3 protein-coding genes are annotated in these 18,065 nt (G+C 70.9%); 1 reads left to right on the top strand and 2 read right to left on the bottom strand.

The window, feature by feature from the left end; all coding sequences use genetic code 11:
* Positions 1–41: 41 nt before the first annotated feature.
* Positions 42–1,055, top strand: coding sequence for a LacI family DNA-binding transcriptional regulator (locus C4B30_RS01135; RefSeq protein WP_027786547.1), 1,014 nt, complete (start codon positions 42–44; stop codon positions 1,053–1,055).
* 336 nt (positions 1,056–1,391) lie between these two features.
* Here C4B30_RS01135 and C4B30_RS01130 read toward each other — a convergent pair whose 3' ends face one another.
* Entirely contained in the window at positions 1,392–4,448 is a 3,057-nt protein-coding gene (locus tag C4B30_RS01130) for a beta strand repeat-containing protein (protein ID WP_105131577.1), read from the bottom strand.
* A gap of 315 nt (positions 4,449–4,763) precedes the next feature.
* A complete protein-coding gene (locus tag C4B30_RS01125) occupies positions 4,764–17,480 on the bottom strand; it encodes an autotransporter-associated beta strand repeat-containing protein (protein ID WP_105131570.1) in 12,717 nt (4,238 codons plus the stop codon).
* Between the last annotated feature and the right edge of the window lie 585 nt (positions 17,481–18,065).

Genomic DNA, 18,065 nt, shown 5'->3' with positions numbered 1-18,065 from the left:
CTGTTCTCTTGCGGCGCTGCCCGGCCGAACGGAGCCCTCGCATGGTGACACTCGCCCAAGTCGCGCGACGCGCGAACGTCACGGCGGCGACCGTCTCGAACGTGCTGCGCAATCCGCAGAAGGTGAAGCCGGCGACCGTCGAGCGCGTGATGGCCGCGATCCGCGAGCTCGGCTATCGGCCGAACCTGACCGCACGCGCGCTCGCGGAAGGCCGCACGTCGACGCTCGCGCTGATGCTGTCGAACATCACGAACCCGTTCTACCCGGAGTTCGTGCTGGCCGCCGAACGCGAGGCGCGCAAGCGCGGCCATTACCTGCTCGTGTCGAATACCGACGACGATCCGGCGATCACGCGCAACTACCTCGAGCGGATCGCGGGCACGCTCGCGGCCGGCGCGATCGTGATGAACACCGATCTGGCCGAAGCCGAACTCGCCGACATCACGCGTCACGGCGCATCGATCGTGCTGTGCATGTGGGAACACGTGCATGCGTCGCGCACGCTGCCGTGCGTGACCGTCGATTTCGCGGCGGCGGGCGCGCTGGCGGCCGCGCATCTGTCCGGGTTGCGGCATCGCGCGTTCGGCGCGCTCGTCGGCAAGGGTTCGGGCGGACCGCAGTCGGTGCGGCTGCGCGGTTTCGCCGACGAACTCGCCGCGCGCGGCCATCCGGCGAATGCGCTGACGACCGTGTCGGCGCACGACTCGATCGAAGGCGGCTACGAAGCGGCCGCCGCGCTGCTACGGGAAAAGCCGGGCCTCACCGCGCTGTTCGCGACCAACGACCTGATGGCGATCGGCGCGATGCAGGCCGCCGCCGATCTCGGCTTGCGCGTACCGGCCGATCTGTCGGTGGTCGGCATGACCGATATCCAGCTCGCCCACCAGTTCCGCCCCGCGCTGACGACCGTACGGTTCCCGACCGCGCAGATTGCCGCGCGGGCGATCGCGCTGACGCTCGACATGATCGACGGGATCGAGCCGTCCGCGGCCGTGCATACGATCGGCGCGCCCGAGCTCGTCGTGCGCGAATCGACCGGGGTGGCGCCGGACTGACGGTTCGACATGCACGCGTTTGCGCGTGCGGCGTATGCGTCGGCAATGAACGGCGTGGCGTCGGTCGCGCGGTTTGCGTTTTCGCATTCGACGAGGGCGGGAAACGTACATCGCCCCTTCGACGCGCGGCGAACCGATGCGGGCAGGAAGAGATCGGAAGTCCGAGAGAGCGGCATCCGACGCCACCGCTCCGCGAAACGCAAAATGGCGCGTCACCGAGACAACGCCGCGCGAGTCGACACGATTCGTCGTCCCGCCGGCGTTGTGGGTGACGCGCGTGTAGCGTGATGATTCGCGGTCGCCCGGAGCATGCGGCGGCCGCGATATCGACGTCGCCTACTTCTTGATCACCGGGACGGTGAGCGAAGTGACGAGCGACGTCACGGGTGCCAGCAGACCGCCCGACGAACTGCCTCCGCCTTGCGCGGAATTGCCGTTCAGCGAAACCGCCAGCGCGGGAACGACGCCGGCCACCGCACCGACGGCCGAACCGACCGATTGCACCGCCGCGTTGGCGACCGTCGCGCCACCGGAGATGAGCGCCCCGGCGGCGTTCGTCACACCGCCGACTGCGCCGGCCGCCGTGCCGCCGTTGAGCGCGACACTCAATGCCGGCAGGGTCGCGGCGACCGCGCCGGTGGTACTGGTTACGGTGTGCGCGAGCGAGCCCGCCAGGCCTGTGGTGACCGTCGCGAGCGAGCCCGCCGCGCCGGTTGCGCCGGAGAGGACGCCGGTTCCCGAGCCGACGACGTTGCCGGCGCCGCCCGTGGCGGATCCGATCAACGACGTGACGGTCGATGCGATCGGCGTGATTGCCGCCGTGCCGGTGCCGGCGATGCCGGTTACCGCGCCGGACATTGCGCCAATCGCACCAGTCGCTGCGCCGACCGGCAGCGAACCGCCGAGATTGCCGACGATGCTCGTGATCGGCGTGATCAGCGCGCCGCCGTTGCCGGCGACTCCGGTGACGGCGTTGACGACGCCCGTGCCGGTATTGGCGACCGTGCCTACGATGTCACCGAGGCCGCCGGTCGCACCGCCGGCACCGCCCACTGCGCCGGTCAGCGTTCCGACTGCACCGGTTGCCGTGTTGCCGACCGTGCCCACAATGCCGCCGAGACCACCGGTCGCACCGCCGGCACCGCCCACTGCGCCGGTCAACGTTCCGACTGCGCCCGTTGCCGTGTTGCCGACCGCGCCAACGACGCCGCCGAGACCACCGGTCCCGCCACCACCGATGCCACCCAGCGCACCGGTTACCGTACCAACCACGCCACCAAGCCCGCTAGTCGGATCGCCGACACCACCCAAGGCACCTGTCACCGTACCGACCGCGCCGCTTGCCGCGTTGCCCACCGCTCCAACGACGCCACCGAGACCACCGGTCCCGCCACCAACACCGCCCAGCGCGCCAGTCAACGTTCCGACTGCACCCGTGGCCGTGTTCGCTACCGTGCCGACAACACCGCCGAGGCCGCCGGTCCCGCCGCCACCGATGCCACCCAGTGCACCGGTTACCGTGCCAACCACGCCACCAAGCCCGCCGGTCGGATCGCCGACACCACCCAAGGCACCCGTCACCGTACCGACCGCGCCGCTTGCCGCGTTGCCCACCGTTCCAACAACACCACCGAGACCACCGGTCCCACCGCCCACGCCGCCCAGCGCGCCAGTCAGCGTTCCGACTGCACCCGTCGCCGTATTCGCTACCGTGCCGACAACGCCGCCGAGGCCGCCGGTCCCGCCGCCACCGATGCCACCCAGCGCACCGGTTACCGTACCGACCACACCACCAAGCCCACCAGTCGGATCGCCGACACCACCCAAGGCACCCGTCACCGTACCGACTGCACCGCTTGCCGCGTTGCCCACCGTTCCAACAACACCACCGAGACCACCGGTCCCACCGCCGACGCCACCCAGCGCGCCAGTCAGGGTTCCGACTGCACCCGTGGCCGTATTCGCTACCGTGCCGACAACACCGCCGAGATCGCCAGTCGGATTGCCACCGCCGATGCCACCCAGTGCACCGATTACCGTACCGACCACACCACCAAGACCGCCTGTCGGATCGCCGACACCACCCAAGGCACCTGTCACCGTACCGACTGCGCCGCTTGCCGCGTTGCCCACCGTTCCAACGACGCCACCGAGACCACCGGTCCCGCCACCAACGCCGCCCAGCGCGCCAGTCAGCGTTCCGACTGCGCCCGTCGCCGTATTCGCTACCGCGCCGACAACGCCGCCGAGACCACCGGTCCCACCGCCGACGCCACCCAGCGCGCCAGTCACCGTTCCGACTGCACCCGTCGCCGTATTCGCTACCGTGCCGACAACACCGCCGAGACCACCGGTCCCACCGCCGACGCCACCCAGCGTGCCAGTCAACGTTCCGACTGCACCCGTCGCCGTATTCGCTACCGTGCCGACAACACCGCCGAGACCACCGGTCCCGCCGCCACCGATGCCGCCCAGTGCACCGGTTACCGTGCCAACGACACCACCGAGACCCCCGGTCGGATCGCCAACACCACCCAAGGCACCCGTCACAGCGCCGACCGCGCCAGTTGCCGTGTTCGCCACCGTCCCGACAACACCACCGAGGCCGCCCGTCGGATTGCCGCCACCGATGCCACCCAGTGCACCGGTTACCGTGCCAACGACGCCACCAAGCCCACCGGTCGGATCGCCAACACCACCCAAAGCACCCGTTACCGTACCGACCGCGCCAGTTGCCGTGTTCGCCACCGTCCCGACGACACCGCCCAAGCCACCCGTCGCACCACCGCTTCCACCAAGACCACCCAGCGCACCGGTCACCGTGCCAACGACACCACCGAGACCACCAGTCGCACCGCCGCCGCCCACACCACCCAAGGCACCCGTCACAGCACCGACCGCACCGCTGGCCGCGTTGCCCACCGTCCCGACGACACCACCCAAACCACCCGTCGCACCACCGCTTCCACCAAGACCGCCCAGTGCACCGGTCACCGTGCCAACGACACCGCCAAGACCACCCGTCGCACCGCCACTCCCGCCGATGCCACCCAACGCCCCCGTCACCGTGCCGGCCGCACCCGCGACCGGCTCGAGCAATCCGCTACCGATATCGATCGCCGCGGTTCCCGTCCCCGACCCGGCCATCCCGATCGAGATACCGCCTGCATTCGGGCTGCCGACCGTCACCGCCCCATTCCCCCATCCCGTCACGGTGCCGATGAGCCCGTCGGGCGCCGGCGATGCGCCTTCGATGATGACGCCGTCGGTATTGCTGAGACTTCCCGGCACGGCAGTCACGACCCCCGCCTGGGACGCCGTGGCGGCCAGGCTGAACAAAACCCCGACCGACAAGGCGATGCCTGTCAATTTCGCGTTCATTTTCGTTTTCATGAATAACCTCATTTCGGTTGGACAACCGCGGAACAGCTCGAGCGATGACGCGTGGACCCCATCGCCCGAAGGCGGCGCGAATCGTTCGCGGATTGCCCGATACGGCAAAGCGTTGAAACAGGTTCAAACAGGCCGATGCAACGGGATACCAAACACCAAGCGGCGCACTTCATGAAAATTGATTCGCATCACGAAACGTCTTCAATGCGAATCTGAAAACCAACCATCATCGAACTATCAAACCATCGATCGACGACCAACAACGATCGACCGCTCACGACGCCCCCCTCCATCGCGAGCGGCCCCCGCCTCCCTTTAGAACTTCCACAACAGATTGCCGTACAGCGCGTGATCGCCGATGTTGCCGCCGAGCTGGCCGCTGTACGACAGGCCGAGCGACAGATTCTTCGTGACGGCCGCATCGACACCAACCTCGAGCACCGCGGCGTCGCGCGCGACCGGCACGCCGACCACGCTGAACGGCGATCCGCCGCTCGCGAACGACAGCCTCGACGCCGGCTGCGTATTGCCGAACGCGTGGCGCCAGCCGACCGTGCCGAACGCCGTGACCTTGCCCTTCGTCGTGACCGCGAGGTCGGTCGAGGCCCGCACGCCGACGGTCGAGAAGCCGAGGCCCGTCGTGTCGGAATCGCCCTGCAGCGCAGCCGCGCCGCCGTTCTCCTTGAAGCCGCCGGTGTGCAGGCTCGCGAACGCGAGCCCGACGAACGGTTCGAGCTCGACGTTGCGAATGGCCGTCGAGTAGCCGATCTCCGTGAACACCTGCGTCGCGTTCGCGTCGTAGCTCGCGGTATCGTGATCGGAGAAGCCGCCGAACGACGGATTGCGCTCGCTATGCACGCGGTACCACGACTGCGACACGCCACCGCGCACGTTCCACGCGTCGTATCGGCCGCTGGCGTACAGCGCGATCGTCTCGCCGTTGACCTTCGCCGACTCGTTCTGGTCGGTATTGAGCTGGCTGCGCGACGCGCCGCCCGCGATACCGACGCGCCAGTGGCTGCTGACTTCCGCATCCGTACCGACGACGAAGCCGTACAGGTTGCGATCGATCGAAGCGACGCCGTCGCCGTCGAACCGGCTATGCGAACCGTACAGCCGGCCCCACACCGCGGGCTTGAACGACTTGGCCGGCGTGCAGCCGTTCTCCGCGGCCATGCGCCGGTCGAGCGCCGCCGAGTGATCGTCCGCCGACACCGGCGCCTCGCATCCGCACAGCGCCCCGCCCGGCTGCGAACCGAGCCGCGCGCGATCGAGCACCGCGTCACGCACGTAGCGGCTATCCGACAGCAGCACGCTGCGCGTGCTCGGATACAGGTCGCCGGCCAGTTGCGTGAACGCACGGTTGGCGGTCGGCGCATCCGAGGTCAGCACCGTATCGAACAGCGGGTTGCCTGCGCCGAGCGTGCCGACCGCGCCCGCCACCGCTTGCCCGTCGGGCGTCGTCGCAACCGACGCGAACGGCGTGCCGTTCGGGGCCAGCGACATCAGCACCCGCGCCGGGTCGTACGTGAGCGTCGGCGTGAGGAACGCATACGTCGAGTTCACCGCGCTGAACTGCCCTTGCACGCCCGCGCCGGCATTCACGATGGTGTAGAGCTTGCCCGGCTGGTATTGCCCGGCCGCCGCGACGACCTGGACCGACCCACCGTTGAGCGTGGCGGAGCCGGTCACGTCGAGGCCGCCGCTCTGTTGCGGCGTGGCGCCGACCTGCAGCGTCGAGCCCGGCTGGAAGGTCGCGTTGCCCGCGACCTTCAGCGGCTGCCCGAGCTGGAGAACCGATGCGGTGCCGCCACCCGACACGACCAGGCCGCCGATCGTGCCCGTCCCGGTGACGGTCGCGCCGCTACCGACGGTCACCGGCGAGCTGGCCAGCGAACCGGTCACGGCGAGCGTGCCGCCGGTCACGGTCGTCGGCCCGGACAACGTGTTCGTGCCGCTCAACACCTGCGCGCCCGTGCCGGCCAGCGTCAGCGGGCCGGTACCCGACAGCGTGCCCGCGAACGAGCTGGTGCCCGCGGTATTGACCGTCAGCGGCGTCGCGCCGAGGTTCACGTTCGAGCCCGTCGTACCCGACAGCGTGCCGATCGACTGCGGTGCGGCCGCGGCCGTCAGGTTCAGCGTCGCGCCGCTGCCCGCGAGAATCATCGGGCTCGTCGACGCGAGGCTGCCTGCGCCGGCGAGCGCGAGCGTGCTGCCGCTGCCGATCGTCGTGCCGCCGGTATACGTGTTGGCGCCGGTCAGCGTCTGCGTGCCGCCGCCCTGCATCGCGAAGCCGCCGGTGCCCGCGATCGTGCCGCCGAACGAACCGCCCGCCGGGCCGGCCACGGTCAGCGTGTTGCCGCCGAGATTCACGGTCGAACCGGCCGCGCCCGACAGCGCGCTGGCCGTCTGCGGCGTCGTCGTGCCGCTGACGTCGAGCGTCGCGCCGTTGCCGGCCAGCGTCAGTGCGCTGCCGGCCGACAGGCCGCCGTTGCCGCCGACCGCCAGCGTGCTGCCGTTGCCGATCGTCGTGCCGCCCGTGTACGAGTTCGCGCCGCTGAGGGTCGTCGTCGACGGACCGCTCACCGCCAGGTTGCCGCCGCCCGAGATCGCGCCGCTCAGGCCGAGGTTGTTGGCGCCGCCCACCGTCAGCGTCGAACCCGTGCCGAGATTCACGGCGTTGCCGAGCGTCGTGCCGGGCACGCTGGTCCCGAGCGTGCCGCCGTTGCCGCCGACACTCAGCGTGCCGCTGCCGAGTGCGGTCGGCGTGCCGGCGACCAGCGTGCCGCCGCCCGTGACGCTGGTGCCGCCCGTGTACGTGTTGGCGCCGGAAAGCGTCGTCGTCGCCGGGCCGCCGAGCGCGAGCGCGCCGCTGCCGGAGATCGGGCCGCTCAGACCGAGGTCGTTCGCACCGCCCACCGTCAGCGTCGATCCCGTGCCGAGGTTCACCGCGTTGGCGAGCGTCGTACCCGGCGTGCCCGCGGCCAGCGTGCCGCCCGCGCCGCCGGTGTTCAGCGTGCCGGTGCCGAGCGCCGTGTTGCTGCCCGCGACCAGCGTGCCGCCGCCGGTCAGGTTCGTGCCGCCCGTGTACGTGTTCGGCCCGGTCAGCGTTTCGGTGCCCGTGCCGGCCAGCGTGAGGCTGCCGCCCGTGCCGGCGATGGTGCCGCCGTACGTGCCGCTGCCCGACCCGCCAAGCGTCAGCGTGTTGCCGCCGAGGTTCACCGTCGAACCCGCGACGCCCGACAGCGCGTTCGTCGTTTGCGGCGTCGTCGCGCCGCTGACGTCGAACGTTGCGCCCGCACCGGTCAGGCTCAGCGGGCTGCTGCCGGACAGGCTGCCTCCCGCGCCGATCGCCAGCGTGCCGCTGTTGATCGTCGTCGCGCCGGTGTACGTGTTGTTGCCCGTCAGCGTTTCAGTACCGGTGCCCGACAACGTCAATCCGCCCGTGCCGCCGACCGTCCCGCCGAACGTGCCGCTGCCCGATCCGCCGAGCGTCAGCGTGTTGCCGCCGAGATTCACCGCCGAACCCGATACGCCGGACAGCGCGCCGGTGGTCTGCGGCGTCGTCGCGGCACTCAGGTCGAGCGTCGCACCGCTGCCCGCCAGATCCACCGCGCTACCCGACGACAGGCTGCCGCCCGCGCCGACCGCCAGCGTGCTGCCGTTGCCGATCGTCGTGTTGCCCGTGTACGAGCTGGTGCCGCTGAGGGTCGTCGTCGACGGACCGTTCACAGCCAGATTGCCGCTGCCCGAGATCGCGCCGCCGAGGCCCAGGTTGTTCGCGCCGCCGACCGTCAGCGTCGAGCCCGAACCCAGGTTGACCGCGTTGGTCAGCGTCGTGCCGGCCACACTCGTGCCGAGCGTGCCGCCTGCGCCGCTGGTGTTCAGCGCACCTGTGCCGAGCGCCGAACCGTTGCCGGCGAGCAGCGTGCCGCCGCCCGCCAGGTTCGTGCCGCCCGTGTACGTGTTCGGACCGGTCAACGTTTCGGTACCGGTACCCGCCAGCGTCAGGCTGCCGCCCGTGCCGGCGATCGTACCGCCGAACGTGCCGCTGCCCGACCCGCCGAGTGTCAGCGCGTTACCGCCGAGGTTCACCGTCGAACCCGCGACGCCCGCCAATGCTCCCGTCGACTGCGGCGACGTGGCCGCGCTCACGTCCAGCGTCGAGCCCGCACCGGCCAGATCGACCGCGCTGCCCGACGACAGGCTGCCGCCCGCGCCGATGGCCAACGTGCTGCCGTTGCCGATCGTCGTGCTGCCGGTGTACGTGCTCGCGCCGGTGAGCGTCGTCGTCGACGGGCCACTCACCGCCAGATTGCCGCTGCCCGAGATCGCGCCACCCAGGCCCAGGTTGTTCGCGCCGCCGACCGTCAGCGTCGAACCTGCACCGAGATTCACCGCGTTGCCGAGCGTCGTGCCGGCCACGCTGGTGCCGAGCGTGCCGCCCGCGCCGCTCGTGTTCAGCGTACCCGTGCCCAGTGCCGAACCGTTGCCCGCGATCAACGTGCCGCCGCCGGTGAGGCTCGTACCGCCCGTATAGGTGTTGTTGCCCGTCAACGTTTCGGTACCCGTGCCCGCCAGCGTGAGGCTGCCGCCCGCGCCCGCGATCGTGCCGTCGTACGTGCCGCTGCCCGTGCCGCCGAGCGCCAGGTTGTTGCCGCCGAGATTCACCGTCGAACCGGCCACGCCCGACAGCGTGCCCGTCGTCTGCGGCGTGGTCGCGCCGCTCAGGTCGAAGGTTGCGCCCGCACCCGTCAGGCTCACCGGCGTCGTCCCCGACAGGCTGCCGCCCGCGCCGATCGCCAGCGTGCCGCTGTTGATCGTCGTGGCGCCGGTGTAGCTATTGCTGCCCGTCAGCGTTTCGGTGCCGGTGCCCGACATCGTCACGCCGCCCGTGCCGGCGATGTTGCCCGCGTAGGTGCCGCTGGCCGACCCGCCGAGCGTCAGGTTGTTGTTGCCCAGGTTCACCGTCGATCCGGCCACGCCCGAGATCGCGCCGGTCGATTGCGGCGACGCGGCGCCGCTGAGGTCGAGCGTCGCGCCGGACGCCGTGAGGCTGACCGGGCTGCTCGACGACAGGCTGCCGTTGCCGCCGATCGCCAGCGTGCCGCTGTTGATCGTCGTCGCGCCGGTGTACGTGTTGGTCCCGGTCAACGTTTCGGTGCCGGTGCCCGACAGCGTCAACCCGCCCGTGCCGCCGATCACGCCCCCGTACGTGCCGCTGCCTGCGCCGCCGAGCGTGAGCGTATTGCCGCCCAGGTTGACGTTCGTGCCCGTGCCGCCGGACAGCGCGCCGCTCGTCTGCGGCGACGTGGCCGCGCTCAGGTCGAGCGTGGCGCCGGTGCCGGACAGGTCGATCGCGCTGCCCGACGACAGGTTGCCGCCCGCGCCGACCGCCAGCGTGCTGCCGCCGCCGATCGTCGTGCTGCCGGTGTAGGTGTTCGCGCCCGACAGCGTCGTCGTCGACGGACCATTCACCGCGAGGTTGCCGCTGCCGCTGATCGCACCGCCGAGGCCGAGATCGTTCGTACCCCCGACCGTCAGCGTCGAACCGCTGCCGAGGTTCACCGCGTTGCCGAGCGTCGTGCCGGGCGTGCTCGCGGCCAGCGTACCGCCCGCGCCGCTCGTGTTCAGCGCACCCGTGCCGAGCGCCGAACCGCTGCCCGCGATCAACGTGCCGCCGCCGCTCAGGGTCGTGCCGCCCGTGTACGTGTTGTTGCCGGTCAGCGTTTCGGTACCCGTGCCCGACAACGTGAGGCTGCCGCCCGCGCCCGCGATCGTGCCGCCATACGTGCCGTTGCCCGTGCCACCGAGCGTCAGGTTGTTGCCGCCGAGGTTCACCGTCGAACCTGCGACGCCCGACAGCGTACCGGTCGTCTGCGGCGTGGTCGCGCCGCTGACGTCGAACGTTGCGCCCGCACCGGCCAGATTGACGGGGCTGCTGCCGGACAGGCTGCCGCCCGCGCCGATCGCCAGCGTGCCGCTGTTGATCGTCGTCGCGCCGGTGTACGTGTTGGTCCCGGTCAAGGTTTCCGTGCCGGTGCCCGACAGCGTCAATCCGCCCGTGCCGCCGACCGTCCCGCCGAACGTGCCGCTGCCCGACCCGCCGAGCGTCAGCGTGTTGCCGCCGAGATTCACCGCGGAACCCGCTGCGCCGGACAACGTGCCGGTCGTCTGCGGCGACGTGGCCGCGCTCACGTCCAGCGTCGAGCCTGCACCGGCCAGATCGATCGCGCTGCCCGACGACAGGCTGCCGCCCGCACCGACCGCCAGCGTGCTGCCGCCGCCGATCGTCGTGTTGCCGGTGTACGTGCTCGCGCCGGTGAGCGTCGTGGTCGACGGGCCGTTCACCGCGAGGTTGCCGCTTCCCGAGATCGCGCCGCCGAGGCCCAGGTTGTTCGCGCCGCCGACCGTCAGCGTCGAGCCCGAACCCAGGTTGATCGAGTTGGTCAGCGTCGTGCCGGCCACGCTCGTACCGAGCGTGCCGCCTGCGCCGCTCGTGTTCAGCGCACCCGTGCCGAGCGCCGAGCCGCTGCCCGCGATCAACGTGCCGCCGCCGGTGAGACTCGTACCGCCCGTATAGGTGTTGTTGCCGGTCAGCGTTTCGGTACCGGTGCCCGACAGCGTGAGGCTGCCGCCCGCGCCCGCGATCGTGCCGTCATACGTGCCGCTGCCCGACCCGCCGAGCGTCAGGTTGTTGCCGCCGAGGTTCACCGTCGAACCGGCCACGCCCGACAGCGTGCCCGTCGTCTGCGGCGTGGTCGCGCCGCTGACGTCGAAGGTCGCGCCCGCGCCGGCGAGATTCACCGGGCTGCTCGCGGACAGGCTGCCGCCCGCGCCGATCGCCAGCGTGCCGCTGTCGATCGTCGTCGCCCCCGTGTACGTATTGGTTCCGGTCAGCGTTTCCGTCCCCGTGCCGGCCATCGTCAGCCCGCCGGTGCCGCCGATCGTCCCCGCATAGCTGCCGTTGCCGGCGCCGGCCAGCGTCAGCGTGTTGCCGCCGAGATTCACGTTCGTGCCCGCCACGCCGGACAGCATCCCGCTCGTTTGCGGCACGGTCGCCGCGCTGATGTCGAGGGTCGCGCCCGTGCCGGCGAGATCGAGCGCGCTGCCCGACGACAGGCTGCCGCCCGCGCCGACCGCCAGCGTGCTGCCGCCGCCGATCGTCGTATTGCCGGTGTAGGTGTTGGTTCCCGTGAGCGTCGTCGTCGACGGGCCGCTGACCGACAGACCGCCGCTGCCCGAGATCCCGCCGCCCAGCCCGAGATCGTTCGTACCGCCAACCGTCAGCGTCGATCCCGCGCCAAGATTGACTGTATTGCCGAGCGTCGTGCCGCCCACGCTCGTGCCGAGCGAGCCGCCCGCGCCCGTCACGTTCAGCGCGCCGGAACCCAGTGCGCTGCCGTTGCCGGCGATGAGCCCGCCGCCGCTCAACGTCGTGCCGCCGCCGTAGGTGTTCGTGCCGGTGAGCGTCGTGGTGCCCGCACCGGTCTGCGCCAGGCCGCCGCTGCCGGAAATCGTGCCGCTCAGGCCGAGATCGTTCGCGCCGTTCAGCCCGAGCGTCGCGCCCGCGCCGAGCGTGACCGCGTTGCCGAGCGTCGTGCCGCTCACGCTCGCGTTCAGCGTGCCGTTGCCGGTCACGTTCAATGCGCCGGAACCGAGCGCCGTATTGCTGCCCACGCTCAGTCCGCCGCTGCTCAACGTCGTCCCGCCGCCATAGGTGTTCGCGCCGCCGAGCGTGGTCGTGCCCGAGCCGGACTGCACCACGCCGCCCGCGCCGGAAATCATGCCGCTCAGGCCGAAGTCGAACGCGCCGCCGAGATTCAGTGCTGAGCCGGCGCCCAGATCGACGGCGTTCGCCAGCAGCAGGTTCGCCGTGCTCGCGCTGAGCGCGCCGCCGCTGCCGGTGACGCTGAGTGCGCCCGTGCCGAGCGCCGTGTTGCTGCCGACCGACAGGCCGCCGGCACTCAGCGTCGTGCCGCCCGTGTAGGTGTTCGCACCGGTGAGCGCGGTCGTGCCGCTGCCGACCTGCGCGAGACTACCGCCGCCGGCGATGACGCCGCCGAGGCCGAGATCGTTCGTGCCGCCGAGCGTCAGCGCCGAACCGGTGCCGAGATTCACGGCATTGTTCAGCGTCGTGCCGGCGACGCTCGCGGCCAGCGTGCCGCCTGCGCCGCTCGTGTTCAGCGCGCCGGTGCCGAGCGCCGCACCGTTGCCGGCAAGCAGCGTGCCGCCGCCGGTCAGGTTCGTGCCGCCCGTGTACGTGTTGGTCCCGTTCAGCGTTTCGGTGCCCGTACCCGACAGCGTCAGGCTGCCACCGGCCCCCGCGATCGTGCCGTCGTACGTGCCGCTGCCTGCACCACCGAGTATCAGGCCATTGCCGCCGAGGTTCACCGTCGAACCGGTCACACCCGACAGCGTGCCGATCGCCTGCGGCAGCGCCGCGCCGCTCAGGTCGAACGTCGCGCCGGCCCCGCCGAGATTCACGGCGCCGCTTGCTGCCAGGCTGCCGCCCGCGCCGAGCGCCAGCGTGCCGCTGTTGATCGTCGTGCCGCCGATATAGGTGTTCGCGCCGGTCAGCGTCTCCGTGCCGGTGCCGGCCATCGTCAGCCCGCCCGCGCCGCCGATCGTGCCGCCGAACGTGCCGTTACCGGAGCCGCCGAGCGTCAGCGTATTGCCGCCGAGATTCACCGCCGAGCCGGCCGTGCCGACCAGCCCGCCCGTCGTCTGCGGCGACGTGGCCGCGCTCAGGTCGAGCGTCGCGCCCGCGCCGGCCAGATCGAACAAACTGCCGCCGGACAGGCTGCCGCCCGCGCCCACCGCGAGCGTGCTGCCGTTGCCGATCGTCGTGTTGCCGGTGTAGCTGCCCGCCCCCGTGAGCGTCGTGATCGACGGGCCGCTCACCGCGAGGTTGCCGCCGCCCGAAATCGCGCCGCCCAGGCCCAGGTTGTTTGCGCCGCCGACCGTCAACGTCGCGCCCGAGCCAAGATTCACCGCATTGCCGAGCACAGTGCCGCCGACGCTCGTACCGAGCGAGCCGCCCGCGCCGGTAACGTTCAACGCGCCCGTGCCGAGCGCCGCGCCGTTGCCCGCGACGAGCCCGCCGCCGGCGAGCGTCGTGCCGCCCGTGTACGTGTTCGTACCGAGCAGCGTCGTCGTGCCGCTGCCGGTTTGCGCAAGCCCGCCGTCGCCGGCAATCACGCCGCCCAGGCTCAGATCGGCCGTGCCGTTCAGGCCGAGCGTCGCGCCGGCGCCGAGGTTCACCGCGTTGCCGAGCAAGGTACCGGCGACGTTCGTGGCGAGCGTGCCGCCCGCGCCGCTCACGTTCAGCGCACCGGTGCCGAGCGCCGCGCCGTTGCCGGCGATGAGCCCGCCGGCGCTCAACGTCGTGCCGCCCGTGTACGTGTTCGCACCGAGCAGCGTCGTCGTGCCGGTGCCGGTTTGCGCGAGGCTGCCGTTGCCGGCGATCGTGCCGCTCAGGCCGAGATCGTTCGCGCCGTTCAGCCCCAGCGTGACGCCGGCACCGAGATTGACCGCGTTGCCGAGCGTCACGCCCGGCACGCTCGCGCCGAGCGAAGCCGAGCCGTTGACGTCGAGCGCGCCGAGGCCGAGCGCCGCGCCGCTGCCGACGACCAGGCTGCCGCCCGTCAGCGCCGTGCCGCCCGCATAGGTGTTGTTGCCGGTCAGCGTTTCGGTGCCGGTGCCGGAAAGCGTCAGCCCGCCCGCACCGCCGATGTTGCCGGCGAAGACGCCGCTGCCGCTGCCTGCCAGCGTCAGGTTGTTCGAACCGAGATCGATCGTCGAACCCGCGACACCCGACAGCGTGCCGATCGACTGCGGCGTGGTCGCACCGGTGATGTTGAACTGCGCACCGGCGCCCGTCAGGTTGACGGGGCTCGACGCGGCGAGGCTGCCGCCCGCGCCGATCGCGAGCGTGCCGCTGCCGATCGTGGTGCCGCCGGTAAACGTCTCGGCCGCGGTGAGCGTCGTCGTCCCCGGACCGCTCACGGACAGGCCGCCCGCGCCGGAAATGATCCCGCCCAGCCCGAGGTCGTTCGCACCGCCAACCGTCAGTGCCGCGCCCGCGCCGAGCTGGATCGCATTGCCGAGCACCGTGCCGCCGACGGTCGTGCCGAGCGAGCCGCCCGCGCCGGTCACGCTCAGCGCACCCGTGCCCAGCGCCGCGCCGTTGCCGGCGAGGATTCCGCCGCCGCTCAGCGTCGTACCGCCCGAGAACGTGTTCGCGCCGGTCAACGTCGTGATGCCCGAACCGGTTTGCGCGAGCCCGCCGGTACCGGCGATCACGCCGTTCAGGCCGAGATCGTTCGCGCCGGTCAACGCGAGCGTCGCGCCCGCGCCGAGGTTCACCGCGTTGCCCAGCGTCGTGCCGTTCACGCTCGCGCCGAGCGCACCGCCCGCGCCGGCGACGTTCAGCGCGCCGCTGCCCAGCGCCGTATTGCTGCCGGCGAGCAGCGTGCCGGCGCTCAGGGTCGTGCCGCCGCCGAAGGTGTTCGCGCCGGACAGCGTCGTCGTCCCCGTGCCGCTCAGCACGAGACCGCCGGTGCCGCCAATCGAGCCGCTCAGGCCGAGGTCGTTCGCGCCGTTCAGCGTCAGCGACGCGCCGTTCAGGTCGATCCCGTTCGTGAGCGCTGCGCCGGCGGCCAGATCGGTGCTCAGCGAACCGCCGAGGCCGCTCACGGTCAATGCGCCGCCCACGCCGAGCGCCGAGTTGCCACCGACGATCAGGCTGCCGCCACCCGTCAGGCTCGCGCCGCCCGTGAACGTGTTCGCGCCGGACAACGTCGTGGCGCCGGTGCCGCCGAGCGCCAGGGCGCCCGCGCCCGAGATCGCGCCGCTCAGGCCGAGATCGGCCGCGCCGTTCAGGCCGAGCGTGGCGCCCGCGCTCAGGTTGACCGCATTGCCGAGCACGGTGCCGCCGACGTTCGTCGCGAGCGTGCCGCCCGCGCCGACCACGTTCAGCGCCCCCGTGCCCAATGCCGCGCCGTTGCCGGCGATCAGTCCGCCTCCGCTCAGCGCCGTGCCGCCCGTAAACGTGTTCGCGCCGAGCAGCGTCGTCGTGCCGGCACCGGATTGCGCCAGGCTGCCGTTCCCGCCGATCGCACCGCCCAGGCTCAGGTCGGCCGCGCCGTTCAGGCCCAGCGTCGCGCCCGCGCCCAGGTTGACTGCGTTGCCGAGCAGCGTGCCGCCGACGCTCGTCGCGAGCGTGCCGCCCGCGCCGGATACGTTCAACGCGCCCGTGCCGAGCGCCGCGCCATTGCCGGCGATCAACCCGCCGCCGCTCAGTGCGGTGCCGCCCGAGAACGTGTTCACGCCGAGCAGCGTCGTCGTGCCCGTGCCGCTTTGCGCGAGGCCGCCGTTACCGGCGATCGTGCCGCCGAGGCTCAGGTCGGCCGCGCCGTTCAGGCCCAGCGTGGCCCCTGCGTCGAGATTCACCGCATTGCCGAGCAGCGTTCCGCCGACGTTCGTCGCGAGCGTGCCGCCCGTGCCGGCCACGTTCAGCGCCCCCGTGCCCAATGCCGCGCCGTTGCCGGCGATCAGCCCGCCGCCGCTCAGCGCCGTGCCGCCCGAGAACGTGTTCGCGCCCAACAGCGTCGTCGTCCCCGTGCCGGTTTGCGCGAGACTGCCAGTGCCTGCGATCGTACCGCCCAGACCGAGGTCGGCCGAACCGTTCAGGCCCAACGTCACGCCGGTATCGAGATTCACCGCGTTGCCGAGCAGCGTGCCGCCGACGCTGGTGCCGAGCGTGCCGCCCGCGCCGCTCACGTTCAGCGCGCCCGTGCCGAGCGCCGTGCCGGTGCCGACGATGAGCCCGCCGCCCCCCGTCAGATTCGTTCCTCCCGTGAACGAATTGGCGCCGTTCAGCGTCAGCGCGCCGGTGCCGCTCACGTTCAGCGGGCCGCCGCCGGCGATCGCCCCCGACAACGCGAGCCCGGTCGCGCCGTCCACCGTCAGGCCGCCGGTCAGCGTCACGTTGTTGAGCAGGTTCACGCCGGCCGCGCCGGCCTCGAGCGTGCCGCCGCCGCCGACGATCGTGCCGGTGCCCAACGCACCGGCGCCGTGGACGATCGCGGTGCCGCCGGTCAGCGACGCGTTCGTCGCGGTCGATGCGCCGGTGATGTCCCACGTGCCGCCCTGCACGGCGAGGTTGTTGAAATTGCCGTACGTATCGACCGCAATGGCGCCGTTCGTCGCGCCGCCGGCGGCCGTGTTCAGTTGCAGGTTGAGCGTGTTGTTGCCGCCCAGCCCGGCATCGACGCCGAGCCCGACCGACGATCCGGTCAGCGCATTGAACGTGTTCGACGTGCCCAAGGCCGCGCCCAGCGACACGTTGCCCGTGACGGTGCCGGCGTTGGTGAACGTGTTGCCCGTGCCCGGCGTCCCGCTGGGCGCGAGCACCACCGAACCGTTGATCGTGCCGCCGCTCGCGTTGGTGAAGTTGGCCTGCGCGCCGCCCGACGTGGTCACGACCTGCGCGGTGGGCCCCGCGCCGAAGCCGAGCAGGCCGGTCGTACCGATCGTGCCGGCATTCGTGATGTTCGTCGTGCCGCCGGTGCCGTTGTATACCGTCAACGCCGGCCCGTTGAGCAGCGAGCTCGTCGACCCCATCATCACGCCCGAGCTGGCGTTCGTGACGTTGACGGTGCTCGCCGACGCGATATTGCCGACCACCGTGCCGTTCGACACGATGCTCAACCCGGACAACGCGGGGTCGATCGTGCCGTTGTTGGTCAGCGTGACGCCGCTGCCCGTCAGCGACAGCGCCGTGCCGCCGATCAACGGCACCACGGAAACGGTCGCGCCGGACTGGACGGTCAGGTTGAGATTGTTCGTGCCGTTCGAATAGGACGTGCTGGCTCCGGTACAACTGACGGTCGTCGTTCCGGTGCAGGCAGCCAGTGCGTCGACGGGGACGATCCCGGCGCCGACCAGCGCGACCAGCATGCCGGTCGGGACGAGGAATTTCGGACGTGCTTCCGCGCGCTTTTTGTTCGAGCCCATGCGCATACGCATAATCACACCTTCCCATAAGAGAATCGACGACACCGGGCATTCACTCGGCGAATTAAAATGGCCTGAGATAAATACCGGAATGCGTTATTCGATGTTTTCCGGAAAAACACCGTCCCGTCACCAATCCGAAGCGGCTGGCTGGATTAAAAACAAACAAGAACGAATCGACGAGAATTATTGAATCGGCATATTTTACTTTTAACCCCCTTCATTACCCGGTAAATTTTCCACTAATCAATAATAGTTGTTTTCACGACACCGTAAACGTTGCCTCGACGAGCACAGCTCATCGCACATCCATCCATACAGGCCAACAACGCATCCATGCCGAAACCCTGCCCGTACGGGACTTCCCGCCCCACAATCAAACGCCGCCCGATCCCGTCGGACAACCGCGCTCCTGTTGCCCCGCATACCGATTCGTTAGTGCCTGCCGCCCGATCCGCCTGTCTCCCGGCGCGATCGCGAGTCAAATATAGGCCCGAGTCGCAAACGTTTTCCATCGAACGGGTATTTTTTTGGCAAAACTCAATATTCTTTCATTCACATTAATCCATTGGTCGCGCGAGATGAAAATGATTCTCT

Origin of the sequence: Burkholderia sp. BE12 (genome assembly GCF_002959955.1) — a bacterium.
Lineage (GTDB): Bacteria > Pseudomonadota > Gammaproteobacteria > Burkholderiales > Burkholderiaceae > Burkholderia.
This window is presented reverse-complemented; position numbering and strand designations above follow the sequence as displayed.

Coding starts and splice junctions, on each gene's coding strand:
- C4B30_RS01135 (WP_027786547.1), top strand. CDS start 42: ATGGTGACACTCGCCCAAGTCGCGCGACGCGCGAACGTCACGGCGGCG.
- C4B30_RS01125 (WP_105131570.1), bottom strand. CDS start 17,480: ATGCGTATGCGCATGGGCTCGAACAAAAAGCGCGCGGAAGCACGTCCG.
- C4B30_RS01130 (WP_105131577.1), bottom strand. CDS start 4,448: ATGAAAACGAAAATGAACGCGAAATTGACAGGCATCGCCTTGTCGGTC.